This is a genomic window from Haloferax sulfurifontis (assembly GCF_014635105.1).
In the GTDB taxonomy this organism is placed as follows: Archaea; Halobacteriota; Halobacteria; order Halobacteriales; family Haloferacaceae; genus Haloferax; species Haloferax denitrificans.
Window position 1 is genome coordinate 12,147 of record NZ_BMCI01000009.1, and the last position, 14,819, is coordinate 26,965.

18 protein-coding genes, 1 tRNA gene and 1 pseudogene are annotated in these 14,819 nt (G+C 64.2%); 11 read left to right on the forward strand and 9 right to left on the reverse strand.

Translation table 11 applies throughout. From position 1 onward, the window contains the following. Nucleotides 1-3: 3 nt before the first annotated feature. Complete coding sequence (locus IEV64_RS18665; RefSeq protein WP_188424967.1) at nt 4-1,266, forward strand: DHH family phosphoesterase; 1,263 nt, start codon at nt 4-6, stop codon at nt 1,264-1,266. A 49-nt stretch (nt 1,267-1,315) separates the two neighbouring features. Here IEV64_RS18665 and IEV64_RS18670 read toward each other — a convergent pair whose 3' ends face one another. From IEV64_RS18670 to IEV64_RS18680, 3 genes are read right to left on the reverse strand one after another with little or no spacing between them, the layout of a single operon-like run. Next, a complete protein-coding gene (locus tag IEV64_RS18670) occupies nt 1,316-1,744 on the reverse strand; it encodes a DUF5807 family protein (protein WP_188424969.1) in 429 nt (142 codons plus the stop codon). 54 nt (nt 1,745-1,798) lie between these two features. Next, nucleotides 1,799-2,236, reverse strand: a complete 438-nt coding sequence (locus tag IEV64_RS18675) for a DUF7112 family protein (protein WP_007275425.1) — start codon at nt 2,234-2,236, stop codon at nt 1,799-1,801. A 24-nt stretch (nt 2,237-2,260) separates the two neighbouring features. Then, nucleotides 2,261-2,662 carry a 30S ribosomal protein S6e gene (locus IEV64_RS18680; protein ID WP_007275424.1) on the reverse strand — a complete coding sequence of 134 codons (402 nt, stop codon included), beginning with the start codon at nt 2,660-2,662 and terminating at the stop codon, nt 2,261-2,263. Nucleotides 2,663-2,816: 154 nt separating this feature from the next. On the opposite strand from IEV64_RS18680, the gene IEV64_RS18685 reads away from it, so the two are divergent. Then, a complete protein-coding gene (locus IEV64_RS18685) occupies nt 2,817-3,119 on the forward strand; it encodes a rubrerythrin-like domain-containing protein (protein ID WP_004967548.1) in 303 nt (100 codons plus the stop codon). 3 nt (nt 3,120-3,122) lie between these two features. Here IEV64_RS18685 and IEV64_RS18690 read toward each other — a convergent pair whose 3' ends face one another. Together IEV64_RS18690 and IEV64_RS18695 are read right to left on the reverse strand one after the other, a co-directional pair. Next, a complete protein-coding gene (locus IEV64_RS18690; protein WP_188424971.1) occupies nt 3,123-3,629 on the reverse strand; it encodes a high-potential iron-sulfur protein in 507 nt (168 codons plus the stop codon). 116 nt (nt 3,630-3,745) lie between these two features. Next, the gene (locus tag IEV64_RS18695; protein ID WP_188424973.1) at nt 3,746-4,840 is read right to left on the reverse strand and encodes an aminopeptidase; all 1,095 of its coding nucleotides are present in this window, start codon (nt 4,838-4,840) and stop codon (nt 3,746-3,748) included. A gap of 141 nt (nt 4,841-4,981) precedes the next feature. Here IEV64_RS18695 and IEV64_RS18700 point away from each other — a divergent pair, with 141 nt between their 5' ends. The 5 genes from IEV64_RS18700 (at nt 4,982) to IEV64_RS18720 (ending at nt 9,448) form a co-directional block, all read left to right on the forward strand. After that, nucleotides 4,982-5,854, forward strand: a complete 873-nt coding sequence (locus IEV64_RS18700) for an ATP-grasp domain-containing protein (protein ID WP_007275421.1) — start codon at nt 4,982-4,984, stop codon at nt 5,852-5,854. Between the two features lie 93 nt (nt 5,855-5,947). Next, a complete protein-coding gene (gene gnd / locus IEV64_RS18705) occupies nt 5,948-6,847 on the forward strand; it encodes a phosphogluconate dehydrogenase (NAD(+)-dependent, decarboxylating) (protein WP_188424975.1) in 900 nt (299 codons plus the stop codon). Nucleotides 6,848-7,076: 229 nt separating this feature from the next. Beyond that, nucleotides 7,077-7,658, forward strand: a complete 582-nt coding sequence (locus IEV64_RS18710) for a 2Fe-2S iron-sulfur cluster-binding protein (RefSeq protein ID WP_049920582.1) — start codon at nt 7,077-7,079, stop codon at nt 7,656-7,658. 188 nt (nt 7,659-7,846) lie between these two features. Then, nucleotides 7,847-9,313 carry an MATE family efflux transporter gene (locus IEV64_RS18715; RefSeq protein WP_007275418.1) on the forward strand — a complete coding sequence of 489 codons (1,467 nt, stop codon included), beginning with the start codon at nt 7,847-7,849 and terminating at the stop codon, nt 9,311-9,313. 62 nt (nt 9,314-9,375) lie between these two features. After that, nucleotides 9,376-9,448 (forward strand) — tRNA-Arg (locus tag IEV64_RS18720). 167 nt (nt 9,449-9,615) lie between these two features. Here IEV64_RS18720 and IEV64_RS18725 read toward each other — a convergent pair. Both IEV64_RS18725 and IEV64_RS18730 read right to left on the reverse strand, forming a co-directional pair. Next, nucleotides 9,616-9,975, reverse strand: a complete 360-nt coding sequence (locus IEV64_RS18725) for a hypothetical protein (RefSeq protein WP_229722756.1) — start codon at nt 9,973-9,975, stop codon at nt 9,616-9,618. A gap of 85 nt (nt 9,976-10,060) precedes the next feature. After that, entirely contained in the window at nt 10,061-10,576 is a 516-nt protein-coding gene (locus tag IEV64_RS18730; RefSeq protein ID WP_188424978.1) for a DUF7342 family protein, read from the reverse strand. 365 nt (nt 10,577-10,941) lie between these two features. Between IEV64_RS18730 and IEV64_RS18735 the strand changes: the two genes are divergently transcribed. The 4 genes from IEV64_RS18735 to IEV64_RS18750 all read left to right on the forward strand — a co-directional run bounded on the left by IEV64_RS18735 (nt 10,942) and on the right by IEV64_RS18750 (nt 13,038). After that, on the forward strand, nt 10,942-11,313 hold the full coding sequence (locus tag IEV64_RS18735; protein ID WP_188424980.1) for a hypothetical protein: 372 nt from the start codon (nt 10,942-10,944) through the stop codon (nt 11,311-11,313). After that, nucleotides 11,314-11,643, forward strand: coding sequence for a hypothetical protein (locus tag IEV64_RS18740; protein ID WP_188424982.1), 330 nt, complete (start codon nt 11,314-11,316; stop codon nt 11,641-11,643). It abuts the gene before it with no gap. A 227-nt stretch (nt 11,644-11,870) separates the two neighbouring features. Continuing rightward, on the forward strand, nt 11,871-12,560 hold the full coding sequence (locus IEV64_RS18745) for a helix-turn-helix domain-containing protein (RefSeq protein WP_188424984.1): 690 nt from the start codon (nt 11,871-11,873) through the stop codon (nt 12,558-12,560). Further along, entirely contained in the window at nt 12,553-13,038 is a 486-nt protein-coding gene (locus IEV64_RS18750) for a DUF8154 family protein (RefSeq protein ID WP_188424986.1), read from the forward strand. Before IEV64_RS18745 ends, IEV64_RS18750 begins: the two co-directional genes overlap by 8 nt. A gap of 24 nt (nt 13,039-13,062) precedes the next feature. On the opposite strand, the pseudogene IEV64_RS20155 reads toward IEV64_RS18750, so the two are convergent. Both IEV64_RS20155 and IEV64_RS18755 read right to left on the reverse strand, forming a co-directional pair. Continuing rightward, nucleotides 13,063-13,251: pseudogene (locus IEV64_RS20155) on the reverse strand (DUF7342 family protein); the annotation flags it as partial. A 96-nt stretch (nt 13,252-13,347) separates the two neighbouring features. Further along, nucleotides 13,348-14,493, reverse strand: coding sequence for a Fic family protein (locus tag IEV64_RS18755; RefSeq protein WP_188425023.1), 1,146 nt, complete (start codon nt 14,491-14,493; stop codon nt 13,348-13,350). Nucleotides 14,494-14,819 lie beyond the last annotated feature (326 nt).

The following is a 14,819-nucleotide window of genomic DNA, read 5'->3' on the forward strand; positions in this document are numbered from 1 at the left end:
CGTATGGAAGACGAGCTCATCGACAGTTCTCGGCTCTCGCTCCCCCGCAAGTCCGTGCTCCCCGGTGCCGGGTTTTTCTACCCCGAGTCGTTCGACGAGGAACGCGCCGAAGAGCGCGCCGAGGAGAAACTCGAAGACGCCTCGGTCGCGGTCGTCACCGACACCGACGCCGACGGCCTCGGCTGTGTCGCCCTCCTCCGGGAGGCGTACGACGCCGCCCTCGACGTGGCCGACTTCGAGGAACGCATCGAGGAGAAACTCGCGGACGACGAAGGCGACGATGACGAAGACGACGACGAACCCGCCCTCGACGAGGGCGACGAGGACGAGCGTCCGAAATCGCCGGTCGCGCTGATGGGGTCGAGTCCGTACTCGCTCGAAGACGACCTTCAGCGCGTCGCCGACTACGCCCCCGAGGGCGTCGAAGTGTACGTCTGCGACCTCTGTCCGGACAAGTTCGAGTACGTCGAAGAGGAGCTCGCCGCGCTCGTCGAGACGGCGGGCGAGATTCACTGGTACGACCACCACCAGTGGAAGCCGGAAGTCGCCGAAGCGGTCCGCGGGGGCGGCGTCGACCTCGTCGTCGGCGAGTCCGACGAGGAGTGTTCGACCGACGTGACGCTCCGCGAACTCGACTACGAGTTCGACGAGCGGTTTTCGGAGCTCGCGGCGGTCACCCGCGACCACGACCTCTGGCTGAACGAAGACGAGCGGAGTCAGGACCTCGCGGACTACGCCTACTGGACCTCGAAAGAGGAGTACGTCGCCGTCGTCGGCGCGTACGGCGCGGACCTCCCGCCGGTCGTCGAGGAGTACATCGCCCACCGCCGCGTCGAAAAGGAGAACCTCATTCAGGCCGCCGTCGACCGCGCCGACCTGAAGACCGTCGGCGACTGGACCGTCGGCATCACCTACGGCCGATGTTCGCAAAACGAGGTCGCCGACGCCCTCCGCGAGGCGGGCGCGGACGCGGCGGTCGTCGTCAAGCCCGCCGGGAGCGCCTCCATCCGCGGCTCCGACGACTTCGAGCGCTGTCACGAGGTCGCCGACCTCGTCAACGGCGGCGGCCACCCGAAGGCCGCCGGCTGTAAGCCCGATATCTACGACGACATGCTCGACTACGCCCACCACTGGACGACGCAGGGCGCGACGACGAAGCGCGTCATCCTCCGAGCGTTCGAACAGGTCGCCGACGCGGTCGAGAAGGCGGAAGCGGAAGCCGCGGCCGACGACGAGGACGACGAAGGCGTCGAGACCGAGCGCTAGCGTTCGCGTCGACCCCCCCGAAAACTAGCTTCGAACCCGAATCGGGCGGTTACGCGTCGTCGACGACCCAGCGGTCGGAGTACGTCGTGCCGCAGGTACATTTGGCGTAGGCGTGGACCACGTCGCCGTCCTCGTAGATGCCGCCGACCTCCTCGTTTTGCGCCTCGGCGAACGAGAAGATGAACTTCACCTCGTGGTTCTCCTCGGCGGCCGCCTCGGGGCAGGTGCCGCCGCTGAGGTCGTCGTCGATGTCGCCGTCGTTGCCCATGGCGGTCTGGGCGAACTCCATGGCGTCCATGCCGGTTCCGGCCGCGAAGGCCCGTCGGCCGTCGTCGCCGGGGACGACGAGCACGTAGCCGTTTTCGACTTCGACGCCCATGTTCGGGAGTTTGCCCTGGCTGTCGAGGTACTCGTGGGTGAGATAGAGCGCCACGTCGTCGAGACGCTCGCCTGCGAGGTACTCCGTTACCTTGCTCATACCCCGCCTAGTGCGGTCGGCGCGTAAAAGCGGCGTGTCTCGGAGCCCGACCGGTCACTCGTCGGACAGGCCGAACTGCTCGGCGATGCTCGAAAGCGAGTCGTTCGGGCGCTCGGTGATGCGGTACACCTGTCGGACCCCGGGAACCCGGAGGCCGTACTGGTAGCCGTCGTCCAGTTCATCGAGTTCGACGGCGTCGCCATCGGCCCGGTCGTGTTCGCGGCACCACTCGACGAGTCGGTTCTCGCCGCCGTTCGGGGTGCGGGCGAGGCGCTTGTTGTCGTACGCGCCGCGAATCACGAGCCCCGAGGCGTCCGCCGAGAGGCGGGCGTGATAGGCGGTGCCGCCGAGATGGAGGCGGACGAAATCGCCGTCGGCGGCGAGCACGTCGTCGGGGACGCGCAGGCAGGGACGGCGGGTGCCGCCACTGCGGGCGATGTTCGCGCGGAACGTCTGGACCGACGGATGGTCGGAAGGCAGTTGCTCTGGCACGGGGAAGAGAGGAGTGAGACGGCGTTATTCGTCCGCTTCTTCGTCGTCGCCCTCGCCGAAGGCGGCGGCGACGTCGCCCTCGCCGGCGACGACCTTCGCGTTGATCTGGACGGTCTCGCCGGAGACCTCGCGGCCGCGGACGGTGACGCGCTTGCGCTCGCCGTCGCGGGACGGCTTGTAGCCGATGCCGTCTTCGGCGAGGATTTCCTTGAGCGCGCCGCCGGGGACGTTGGGGTGCATCGGTCGGCCGGCCTTGTCCGAACCGCCCGTCAGTTCGAGCGTGAAGCCGTCGAGACCGACGGCCGCGCCGTCGACCTCGTCACCGAGGTCGCGGCCGAGGAATCGGTTTGCGTCCTGTCCTTCGACGTCGACTTGGTAGGTCGCACCGGAGTCGGGGTCGGCGACGACGACCATGAATTCTGCCATGCGCGGATGAAAACGGTCGCGGATAAAAAGTACGTCGAAAGCGCGTCTCGGGACCGAACCCACCGAATCGGGGCGAAACGGCCGAATTCGGCGTCGTCAGGGAGAACGGAGCGTGCCGGTAAGAGTTAACATCTGACACAGCGTACACAGTGACATGAGCAAGGATATCGACACTCGCGGGCCTGTAGACCTCGTCAAAGCCAAATCACGGGCGCTGGTCGGCCCCGAGCCGACGGACCTCGTCGAACGACCCCCGGCGGAGTTGGTCGAGCGCCGGACCGAGGCGCTGGTCGAACGCCGGACGGAGACGCTCGTCGAGGCCGAACCGACGACGCTCGTCGAGCGCGCGCGGTACGAGTGTGCCGCGTGCGGCTACCGCTCGGGCCACGGCGTCTACGAACAGGTCTGTCCGCGGTGCGGCGGGTCGCTGAAGAACATCGGCGTGGCTCAGGAGTGAACCTCAGACGACGGACGCGGTCTCGCCTCCGTCCTCGCCTTCTTCGGCCTCGGCCTCCTCGATAGACTCCCAGAGCGAACACCAGTCTTCGGGGCCGATGTAGCCCTCGACCTTGGCGCAGGCACCGAAGCCGTCGCCGTTCTTGTCGGGGATGTACTCCGCGCAGTTGCCGCAGTTCCGCCCCGCCTCCGTGAGCCCCGCCTCGACGGCGTCGTCCGCCTCTTGGAACTTGACCGCCTCCTTCGTGAACAGGTCGTCAGGGTCCCGTCGCTCGTTCGCCTGCGAGAGCGCGGTCCGGTAGGGTTCGGGGACCGGGCCGCGTTCGAACTCCTCGGCGGAGACGCCCTCCGGGCGCTCCTCGTCGTGGTCGTCGTCGGCCGCTTCGGTCGTCGCTTCCGTCTCCGTTTCCTGCTGGCCGCCGCCCCCACCGAGACAGCCGGCGATTCCCACCACCGCACCACTCCCCGCCAGTTCGAGGAACCGTCGCCTCGTTCGGACGAATCGTGCCATAGCCGGAGCTACGTCACCACGCGGTTTTAGTAAGCGTAGAGTTACCACATGTCATGGTATCTTAATCGTCTCAACCGCCCACCGCGGTCTGCGTCAGAAAACGCCTCAGAGAGGGCTCAGAACCCGTCTTCCCACCGGAACGTGCCGTTCCGCTGGACGACCTCGCCGTCGACCTCGATGCGGGAGTCCTCGCTCATGTCGGTTATCATGTCCGTGTGGACCGCAGATTGGTTCCCGTCTTCGCCCTCCGGGAGGCACGCGCCGTAGGCCCGGCCGACCGCGAGGTGGACGGTGTCGCCCATCTTCTCGTCGAAGAGGATGCTGTCGGTAAAGCGGTCGATGCCGCGGTTCATGCCGATGCCGAGTTCGCCGAGTCGGCGCGCGCCCTCGTCGGTGTCGAGGATGCCGGCGAGCGCGTCCTCGCCCGCGTCCGCGGAGAAGTCGACGACTTCGCCGCCCTCGAACGTCAGGCGGACGTTCTCGACGCGCTGGCCCTCCAGCGTCATCGGCACGTCGAAGAACACCTCGCCCTCGACGGCGTCTTCGACGGGCGCGGTGAACACTTCGCCCGACGGGAGGTTGTGGGAGTCGTAGGCGACCGAGGCCGCGGAGTTGACGGCGGTCCGGCCCTCGATGGACATCGTGAGGTCGGTGTCCGCCTTGACGATGCGGACCTCGGAGCCGGCGTCGAGCACGTCTTTCATGTTCGCCATCTCCTCGGCGAGTTCCGACCAGTCGCGGAGAATCGCGTCGTAGACGAAGTCGGCGTACTCCTCGAACGACATGCCGGCCTGCTGGGCCGCCGCGCGGGTCGGGTGGACCGTCGACACCCAGTCGGTGTCCATGCGCGCCTCTTTGACCTCGCTCGTGGCGCGGCCGTAGGCCTGCCGCGTCGCGGTCGGCACGTCGGCGGTCGCCGCCGTGTTGCGGGTGCCGCCGAGGAAGAGCACCGAGTCGGCGGCCTCGTAGAGGGCGAGTTCGTGTTCGGGAAGCTCGAAGTCGCCGTCGTGCGCGCGGAGGTACGCCCGCTGGACCTCCTCGGAGGCGTACGTCGTGACGACGTTCGCGCCGCGCTCGCCGAGGGCGTCGGCGACGGCGACCGCGAGGTCGTGGGCCCCCTCGCCGACGGAGACGACCACGTCGTCGCCGGCCTCGATTCGCGCGCTCCAGTCGACGAGCACCGCGGCGTGCTCGTGGATGCGTTCGTCCATACGCGACCCTCGCGCGGGGCGGTAAAAACGTCGGCGTCTGCGGGCGCGAGGCCGACCGACCGCGGCCGCGACGCGGAGGGTCGCGGCGGACGCTCCGAGCGTTACAGAACCCTTATCGCCCGATGTCTATCATCCACCGCCGTGACTTCCATCGCACTCGCCACCGCCGCGGACCTCCCCGGACTCGTCGATGACGACGCCTCGTTTCTCGCGGCGCTCCGGGAGCGCGGCGTGACCGCGGAACCGGTCGTCTGGTCCGACGAGTCGGTCGACTGGGACGGATTTGACGCCGTGGTCGTCCGGTCGATTTGGGACTACTACCGGCGTCCGGCGGCGTATGCCGCGTGGGTCGACCGACTGTCCGACGCCGACTGCGCGGTGTGGAACCCGACGGCGACGCTCGACTGGAACAGCCACAAGTTCTACCTGCGTGACCTCGCCGACGCCGGCGTCTCGACCCTTCCGACCGAGTACGTCGAACGCGGCGACGACGTGTCCCTCGAAGCCGTCTTCGAGAGGCGGGGCTGGGACGAACTCGTCGTCAAGCCCGCCGTGAGCGCGGGCGCGTTCGAGACGAGACAGCTGAGTCGCGCGGAGGCCGCCGCCGCCCAGCCGTGGGTGGACGACCTCGTGGCGGAGAAAGACGTGCTGGTTCAGGAGTTCGCGCCGGACATCGAAGACGGCGAGTGGTCGCTCGTCTTCTTCGGCGACGAGTTCAGCCATGCGGTCGTCAAGCGACCCGAACCCGGCGACTACCGCGTCCAAGAGAAACACGGGGGGAGCGTCCACGTCGAGGTGCCGAGCGAGACGCTCCTCGACAACGCTCGGCGCGTCGTCGACGCCGTCTCGGCCCACCTCGGCGGCGACCCGCCGCTGTACGCCCGCGTCGACGGCGTGGAGCGCGGCGACGACTTCTACCTCCTCGAAGTCGAACTCATCGAGCCGGAACTGTTCTTCCGAACCGACGACGACGCCGGCGACCGGTTGGCCGAGGCGCTCTTGGCACGGCTCTGAACGCGGGGGCGGCTCTAGGAGTGCCGCCTCGGCGGACGGCCGCGCACGCGCCAAACCACAACCACTACCACCCCCCGCGGACGATGCCGACGCATGCAACTAGGCGTCATCGGCCTCGGCCGGATGGGGCGCATCGTAGTCGACCGAGTGCTCGATGCCGGGCACGAGGTCGTGGCCTTCGACCTCTCGGCGGAAGCCGTCGCGGCGGCCGCCGACGCGGGTGCCGAACCCGCGGACAGCGTCGCCGACCTCGCCGACCGACTCGGCGACGACAAGCGAATCTGGCTCATGGTTCCCGCGGGCGACGCGGTGGACGCGACGCTCGACGACCTCGACCCGCACCTCGACGGCGACGACGTGGTCGTCGACGGCGGCAACTCCCACTTCGAGGAGTCCGTGCGGCGCTCCGAGGCGTGCTCGGCGGCCTACCTCGACTGCGGGACCTCCGGCGGCCCCGCCGGTGCCGACCTCGGCTTCTCGCTCATGGTCGGCGGCCCGCAGTGGGCCTACGACGAACTGACCCCCGTCTTCGACGCCGTGGCGACCGGCCCGGACGGCCACGGCCACATGGGCGACTCCGGCTCCGGCCACTACGTGAAGATGGTCCACAACGGCGTCGAGTACGCGCTGATGCAGGCGTACGGCGAGGGCTTCGAACTGCTCGCCGAGGGCCGCTACGACCTCGACCTCGAATCGGTCGCCAAGACGTGGAACAACGGCGCGGTCATCCGCTCGTGGCTCCTCGAACTCTGCGAGGAGGCGTTCCGCGAGGAGGGGAGCGACCTCGGCGACGTGGACGACCACATCGCGGGCGGGTCGACCGGCACGTGGACGGTCCAAGAGGCGCTCGAACAGGAGGTCCCGGTCCCGCTCATCTACCAGTCGCTCGCCGAGCGGTTCGGCTCCCGCGCCGACGACCGGTTCTCCCGCCGCCTCGCTAACCGACTCCGCTACGGCTTTGGCCGCCACGAGGTCGCGCGGAAGGACGACTGACGCGGTCGCGAACCGGCCTGCTACGGCCGTGAACTGACCCGCTTCTGCGGTCGTGAACTGACGCGGTTGTCCCCGTCGAACCGCCTTCGGGTCGGCCGCGGCGGACGACGTGCGCGCCCTCGATACTGTGGGAACCTCCGCGAGACCCGCGTTTCGGGGGCGAAATCGACCGCCCGCGGGTGCCGCCACAATCACAATTTCCTTAACCCCTCCCTCCATATCCGCCGGTATGGCAGTCATCAGTCTGGTGGGTGTCGGGGCCGGTTTGGTCCTGGTACTCCTCGTCGTCGCCCTGCACTACTCGAAGGGCACCGGCTGGGAGCCGACCGCCGACATCACACAGGAGGTCCTCGAACGCCGCGCGGCGACCGTCGCAGAGACCGACTTCCCCGAGCCGATGAACCGTTCTATCGGGGGCGGCGGCGGCGTCGCCGCGGTCGGAGCCGGCGAAGAGGGCGCCGAACTCGAAGGCGAGGAAGCGGAGGAAGAACCAAGCCCCGCCGACATGCCCGAAGACGAAGTCGAGTACTTCGAAGTCGAGTTCGTCAAGCAGGGCGAGACCATCGAACTGGCGAGCAACGAGACGGTGCTCGACCAGGGCGAAGACGCCGGGATGGACCTCCCGTACGCCTGCCGGCAGGGCTCGTGCGTCTCCTGTGCCGCGAAGATTACCAACGGCCCGGCCGAAGAGTACATCACGCACTACACCCAGGAGACGCTCTCCGACGAGGAGATGGACAACGGCTACACGCTCACCTGCGTCGCCTACCCGAAGGCCGACTTCGCCATCGAGACCGGCGAAGCGCCGTAACGCGACGAACTGCAACCACCCACCGTTTCTCGCGACGCCACCCGCTCCGGTGAGCCGCGGTCGCCGCTCGTGCGGACGGCCGCCCCGTCGCGACTCGACCAGTCGCGCTCGTTCGGTGCCGGGACGCACCCACGTTCGAAGACGCTAATCGACGGTTTCAAACGGTCTCCGCGAGTCTCACCTGTTCAGTGTCCCTCCCCGAAGGCGGTTCCCTCACCGAGGGCGACCTCAAACGCCCGATGTTCGAACTGGCGTGGCCGATTATCGTCACCGAACTCCTCCAGGTGGCGTACAACCTCGCCGACACCGTCTGGCTCGGTCGGCTCTCGACCGACGCCGTCGCCGCCATCAGCCTCGCGTTTCCGCTCATCTTCCTGCTCATCTCCGTCGGCGGCGGCTTCACCGTCGCGGGGAGCACGCTCGTCGCCCAGTACACCGGCGCGAAAAGCGAGGGCTCCGCCGGGACCGTCGCCGGACAGACGCTCACCTTCATCACCGTTATCGCCGTCGTCGTCGGCGTCATCGGCTTTTTCGCCACCGACGCGATGCTCGCCGTCCTCCCGAGTTCGGAGGCGACCGCCGGGCAGGTCATCCCCCTCGCCGGCGACTACATGCGCGTGTTCTTCCTCGGCCTGCCGTTCCTCTTCGGCTTCTTCGTCTTCTCCGCGCTCATGCGCGGCTACGGCAACACCCGCGCCCCGATGGTCGTGATGTTCATCAGCGTCCTCATCAACGTCGTCATCGACCCCGTGTTCATCTTCGGCTTCGACGCCAACCCGCTGTTTTCGATGCTCGGGATGGAGGGCCTGCAGGCCAGCCTGTTCGCCGCCACGGGCTTCGACGGCTTCCAAGTCGCCGGCGCGGCGTACGCGACGGTCCTCTCGCGCGCCGTCGCCACCGTCATCGGCATCTACGTCATCTTCGGGACGAGCGCCGGCCCCGACGTGCAACTCGCCGACTTCCGCCCGCAGTTCGAGTACATCAAGCAAATCGTCGATATCGGCGTCCCGAGCGCCATCGAGCAGTCCGCCACCGCCCTCGGCTTCATCACCCTCACCGCGATGGTCGTCACGTTCACCCCCGAAGTCGTCGCCGCGTTCGGCCTCGGCAACCGCCTCACGTCGCTCGTGTTCCTTCCGGCGCTCGGCCTCGGTCGGGCGACGAACACCATCGTCGGCCAGAACCTCGGCGCGAAGAAACCCGACCGCGCCGAGAGCGCCGTCTGGCTCGCCGCCAAAGTCGGCGCGAGCGTCATGCTCGTCACCGGCGTCCTCGCGTACGTCTTCGCCGAACCCGTCGTCGCGTTCTTCCTCCAGACCGGGACGGCCTCGGCCGCCCAAACCATCGACCTCGGCGTCGAGTACATCCGCATCCGCGCGTTCGAGTTCGGCTTCATCGGCGTTCTCCAGGTCGTCCTCGGCGCGTACCGCGGCGCGGGGAACACGAAGACCGCCCTCGGCTTCTCGCTTTTCGCGCTCTGGTTAGGCCGGGTTCCCATCGTCTACCTGCTTTCGTTCCAGTTCGGCTTCGCCGAGACGGGCATCTGGCTCGGGATGGCCGTCGGGCAGATTCTCGGTGCGATTGCGGCCACGGCGTGGTTCACCCGCGGAACGTGGAAACACAGCGTCGTCGACGCCGACGCGACCGGAACGTAATCGGCCGCCGGCGCGGGTTCCACAACGGTTTTACGTCGGTGCCGTGTAGCTCTGCCCGCTGAGGGCCCGTAGCTCAGTGGACAGAGTGCTTGGTTCCGGACCAAGATGTCGCGGGTTCAAATCCCGTCGGGTCCGTTCGCTCCGCTCACTCCCCCGACGACTTCCCGCTCGCTTGCGCTCGCGGGAATCCCGTCGGGTCCGTCATTTTCTAAAACGGCATATTCGACGCAGAGAGACCCCAGAAGTTCCCTCACCGCTTCAATGAACAAACTGTCCAAGATTTCGTTCGTTCCCAACGCTACCTATTCCATCGTTAGTTCGGGAAGCCGCTCCTGAAACAACCTGTCCAGAACCGTCCACAGAATCTCTGTCGGAATCTGCTTCTCGAACTGAGCCGCCTCGTGATTGGTCTCTTCTCTATCTGGCAGATAATACTGGAAATGAACCGCCCCAAGTTCGGGATGGTCGTCGTCCCGATGCCATCCACAATTGAACTCTGTATTCGGGTCTGCGTAATGAATCCGAAATTGTGACTCGTCTCCGGCGAACCGCCACTCCACGTCGAGTGTTGGAGACTCTGGCCCAGTCGTCGGCACGACTCGATTGGGGTCAAGTTCTGCTTGGATGTACTTCTTGACGATGCTGTCCGGTTCGTAGGACACCGACGTGACCGCAGGATGTCGCTGAAGAACGTCCTTCAGCCCCTCGTAGACCGAACTGTCGATAGTTCCGGATAAGCCCATTTGGTCACGCAGAGATGGAATCTCGTTTAGTCGCCCAGTCGTACTCGTTGAGCGCCGCTCGAACGACTGGGATGCGGTCGGAGAGATGTTCCCACTCGCTGGCAACTTCTCGCCGTGTCTCGACTTCGTCGGCGTCGTCGAGGTCCGCGATACTCGCCCGAAGTTCGCCTGGTGTTTCAACACCGTACGACTGCTTCCAGTCCGTAATCTTGCTCCGCATCGAGTCGAGGGCGCTCGTCAACTCCTCTCGGCTGTGTTCTCGCTGGAGTGCCGCGACCTCTCGATAGGTCGCCATAAGCTGGTCGACGCAGTAGAGCGTCTGGTCGCCCTGCTCTATTTTGCGGAGGACGTTGTCCTCGACGAGTTGGTCGAGATACTTCTGTGCCGTCTTGACGGAGACTTCCGTCTCGTTTGCAACCCACGACGCGGTACGAGGCGTTCGAAGGGTGCGAGCGGCGGCACGGATTCGCTCACCTCGGGTCATCGACGCGCGGGGTTCGTTCCGGGTTTCGTCGGGCATACTCGATTCTACGAGGTGGTAGAACATATATCCACTAGGTTGGAAATATGAGTCTGACAAAGGATGGCGTTCGTTTGGCGAACGAAATGAGTCCAAAAATACGGTCGACTGACCCCGCTGTGAATGCGCCGCACAGTCCCTCAAACACCTGAAATCTAGACCCCGTTCGCCCACCGAACGAATCCCCGTCGGGTCCGTACAGTTCTGGAACGCTTTAGAACCGAAGAGCGGGCGCTGTAGCCACCGATTTAGCATTTTTTCCCGCCAATCGGTTCCGTCACGCACCATGACGAACTCTCCCAACGAGACACTAGCACACAGAGTACAGGAGTACACTCATTACATCAGCACACTAATTCCATAGTATGCCCGTGAGCATCGACGACTTCGAGTCTGGTGACCTACCCCGTGGCCCAAGCGTCCCAGAGCAGGTGGTCACGTATCTCTACACTCACAGCGACCAAGCGTTCACCCGCTCCGAGATTGCGACTGCCATCAGCGAAGACCCGAACACCGTCGGGACCGCACTCTCTCGGCTCAAAGCCCGGAATCTCGTTCGGCACAAGGGAGAATTCTGGGCAATTACGGACGACGACGAACGCGTCGCCGCCGCCTACGACCTCCACACTGCGAGCGGGCGACTCAACGACGAAGATGGCGGCATCGACGCCGACGAATGGGACGCAGTCGCCCCAGAGACCCAACATCCGAGTGAACGAGACGAGGACGAGCACTAGATGCAACCCGAGCGTGGAGATGTCGTCAGGAGTTCCGACCCGTTCAAACTCGGCGACGACAGACAACGGCCGTGGCTCATCGTCAACAACAATACGCACCCATTCGGTGACCAGCAGTACATCGCCGTCGCCATCTCGACGAAGGAGTACGATGGCTCACTCCCACTCACCGGTGACCTGTGGGAAGTCGGAGGAGTTCCACGGAAATCGTTCGTCTCTCCGTGGGCAGTCCACTCACCTCGAAACGAAGACTTCGTCGCGTGGCAGGGTCGAGTCGAAGATGCGTTTGTAGACAGGGTCGTCGAGCAAGTCGAAGGGTATCTTAGATAGTTCTAGACAGCGTCTCTAACCGCCAGACAACGCGCCGATTAAAACAGATTCGTCACAGCCCATGGCGCATTCCCGTCGGGTCCGTCGCTCTTCTAATCGCTAGACTACGGCGACTTGAGGTGCCCGTATGACGAACTGCCGTAGATTTCGTTCGGCTACGTATTCACAATCAGAAGAGATAGCGAACGGGCCAACGATTATTATATCTCGTTGCACAGAATCAGACAGTGTCCGACAAAACGAAACAGGGTATAAATATCTGCGTTCCCGTCACTCCCGGTGACGACGCGAAGATATTCAGGCTCCACGCGGCCGACGACGTGCTTCGACTGCTCGTCGACGCCCACCAGTCGGAGTTCACACTGAAGGAACTATCCGAAGTGACCGACCGAAGTCGGTCGACAATTTGGCGGGCAGTCGAGTTCCTCGACGAACTCGGCGTCGTACGAGTTCGAGAGACGACACAGCGAAAGTACGTCTCTATCGATCCCGAACGCCTCCAGAAAGACGACCCGGTACTCAGCATCGAACAGACCGCGTACCACGCACCAGTTCGTGCGTTCGTAGAGAACGTCGAGACGGCAGTCGAGGACTCGGACGAAGTCGACCGGTTACTCGGCGTTCTCGTATTCGGGAGCGTCGCCCGCGGCGACGCCGACCGGAAGAGCGACGTTGACGTGTTCGTCGTCGTCGACGGCGACCGAACGACTGCCCGTCGCGTGGTCTCGAACGTGGCCAGTCAACTCGGTGAAGAGCGATTCAACGGCGACCGGTACACGTTCGAACCGTTCGTCGAGAGCGAGGAGAGTGCGCTCCGAGCAGGCGAAAAGCTCCTAGAGATATTCCGGGAGGGAATCACCCTCTACGGCGGCGACGAGTTCCAACGACTCCGGACGGAGGTGATGTCTAGTGAGTAGTACCCGAATCGAGACGTTAGTAGACGAGGTGCAAGCTGCCTTCGACTATCGGCCCGACGATATCGAGGACGGCCTCGAAACGAACGAGGCGGACGTCCTCCAGCTCCGAAAGTCGTGTCGACTGCTCGCGGGCGCAGAGGCACTGCTGGAACGAGGGTTCTACACGTTGGTCATCGAGGCGTCGTTCGTCGCCATCGAGCGCGTCGTCGAGTTCAAACTCCTCGAAGGTAGCGTCGAGCCACGAGATCTTCCCGGAACGCACCCCGGCGTGTACACGGAAGCGTCGAGGCGTGGCATCCTCTCGAAACACGTCGCCGAAAGCCTCCAGGACCTCTGGCGGAACCACCGTGCGAAGACGTACTATCAGGACGGACTCGCCGCGAGAGAGCGTGCAGAGAAACTGTACGAACTCGCGGCGGAGACTCACGAGTACGTCGTCAACCAGTCGGCGAAGCGACACGAGTGCATCTGCGAGTGAGCGTCACTCGAGAGACATAGCTAGTCAAACGGAGATGGAGTCTCGTTTGGTCGCCCAATCGTACTCGTTGAGCGCTGCTCGAACGACCGGGACACGGTCGGCGAGGTGCTCCCACTCGCTGGCAACCTCTCGTCTCGTTTCGACTTCGTCGGCGTCGTCGAGGTCGGCGATACTCGCTCGAAGCTTCCCCGGCGTCTCGACGTCGTACGACCAGCAGTCGATGCGAGTGCGAGCGAGGTGAGGAACGGTCGGCGGTGCATAAACCGGGATGGTCCCGGTTTATGGCTTAAACCTTCGCGGCGAATCGGTCTACTCGAACACGTCGAACACGTCGACCGCCTTGTACTCTTGACCCCACTCAGCCCCGGTGACTTCCTCGATGAGTCCAGCGTCTTCGAGATTCTCGATGACGTTGTACGCCGTCCCGCGGGACACGTCGAGCTCTCGAACGATGTCGTTCGCCGTGAAGTACGGAATTTCGAGTAATTTGCGGGCGAACCTGTCCGTGGACGTGCTCCCCGAGTATTCAGTTTCGTACTTCGTCTGGAGTTCTTTGAGTGCCCACGTCCGGTCGTACGACTCTTCAGCCTGTGACCGAAGTGCTTCGAGGAAGAAGTCTATCCACTCGACCCACTCGCCCTGCTCACTCACGGCCCGCATCTTCTCGACGTACTCGACCTTGTTCCGGTTGAAGTACGCACTCGGGTAGATGTACGGACTCTCGATGTAGCCTTGGTCGACCAGATAGAGGATGATGACAAGTCGGCCGAGACGCCCGTTCCCGTCTGAAAACGGGTGAACCGTCTCGAAGAAGTAGTGGATAATCGCGGCGTCGACGAGTGGGTGGTACTCACCATCCATCCCAACGTACTCTACGAGCGACGACATGAGACCGTCGAGCGACGACGCCGACGGAGGAATAAACGGGTCTTTGGCTGGATTCGGACTATTGAGCCGGACCATGTGGTCACGGAACTCCCCGACGACATCGCCCTCGTTACGGACACCATCGAGGAGCATCTCGTGGAGGTGTTTGAACAGGTCAAGCGTGAGTTCGCCCCCGCCTTCGACGTGCTCGATACCGTACAGAAGCGCGTCCTCGTAGTTCAGGGCTTCACGCAAGTCCTTGCTTTGCGGTTCGGCGTCGTCGCCGTCTTCGTGTTTCGTGTGGAATGCGGCGACGTCCTGATAATCGACTTCTGCACCCTCGATTCGAGCTGACTCGACTGCCTCGATTCGGATGAGTGTCGTGTAGAGGACGGCCGCAAAGTCGACTGTCGAACTGATGCCATCGACACGACCAATCTGGTAAGCCGCGTCGGCGACGAGGTCGTGTGTCTCGTCGGAGAGTTCGATTTTCGGCTCTGGAGGAAGCGAATCTGGCGAGTAATACGGACGCGGATGGTATTCGACGTACTTCCCCGGTGCCTCCTTTGGGAGCTTTTTCGTCCGCATTTCTACGCAGTACATGGGGAAACCATGTATAATTATTCATACACTAATTGAACAAGGTCGGGGGTGAGACACAGTATGTACAGAGCAACTCGGGGTATTTGGAATAGTAACCGTTGGATCCAGTTCTTGTGAAACTGCTATTTAAACTACTACACAAGTGAACGTACTCGAGTCACCGTTGTCTACTAGCAAGGAGACGATTTGACAACGAATTGTTCTGGCCGGGGGCAAATACCAGCGTTCAGATTTCGAACGAAATGGAGCCAAAAACCCGTCATATCGCCCACCTCGAAAATACGCCGTACAGCCCCACAATCGCCTGAAAT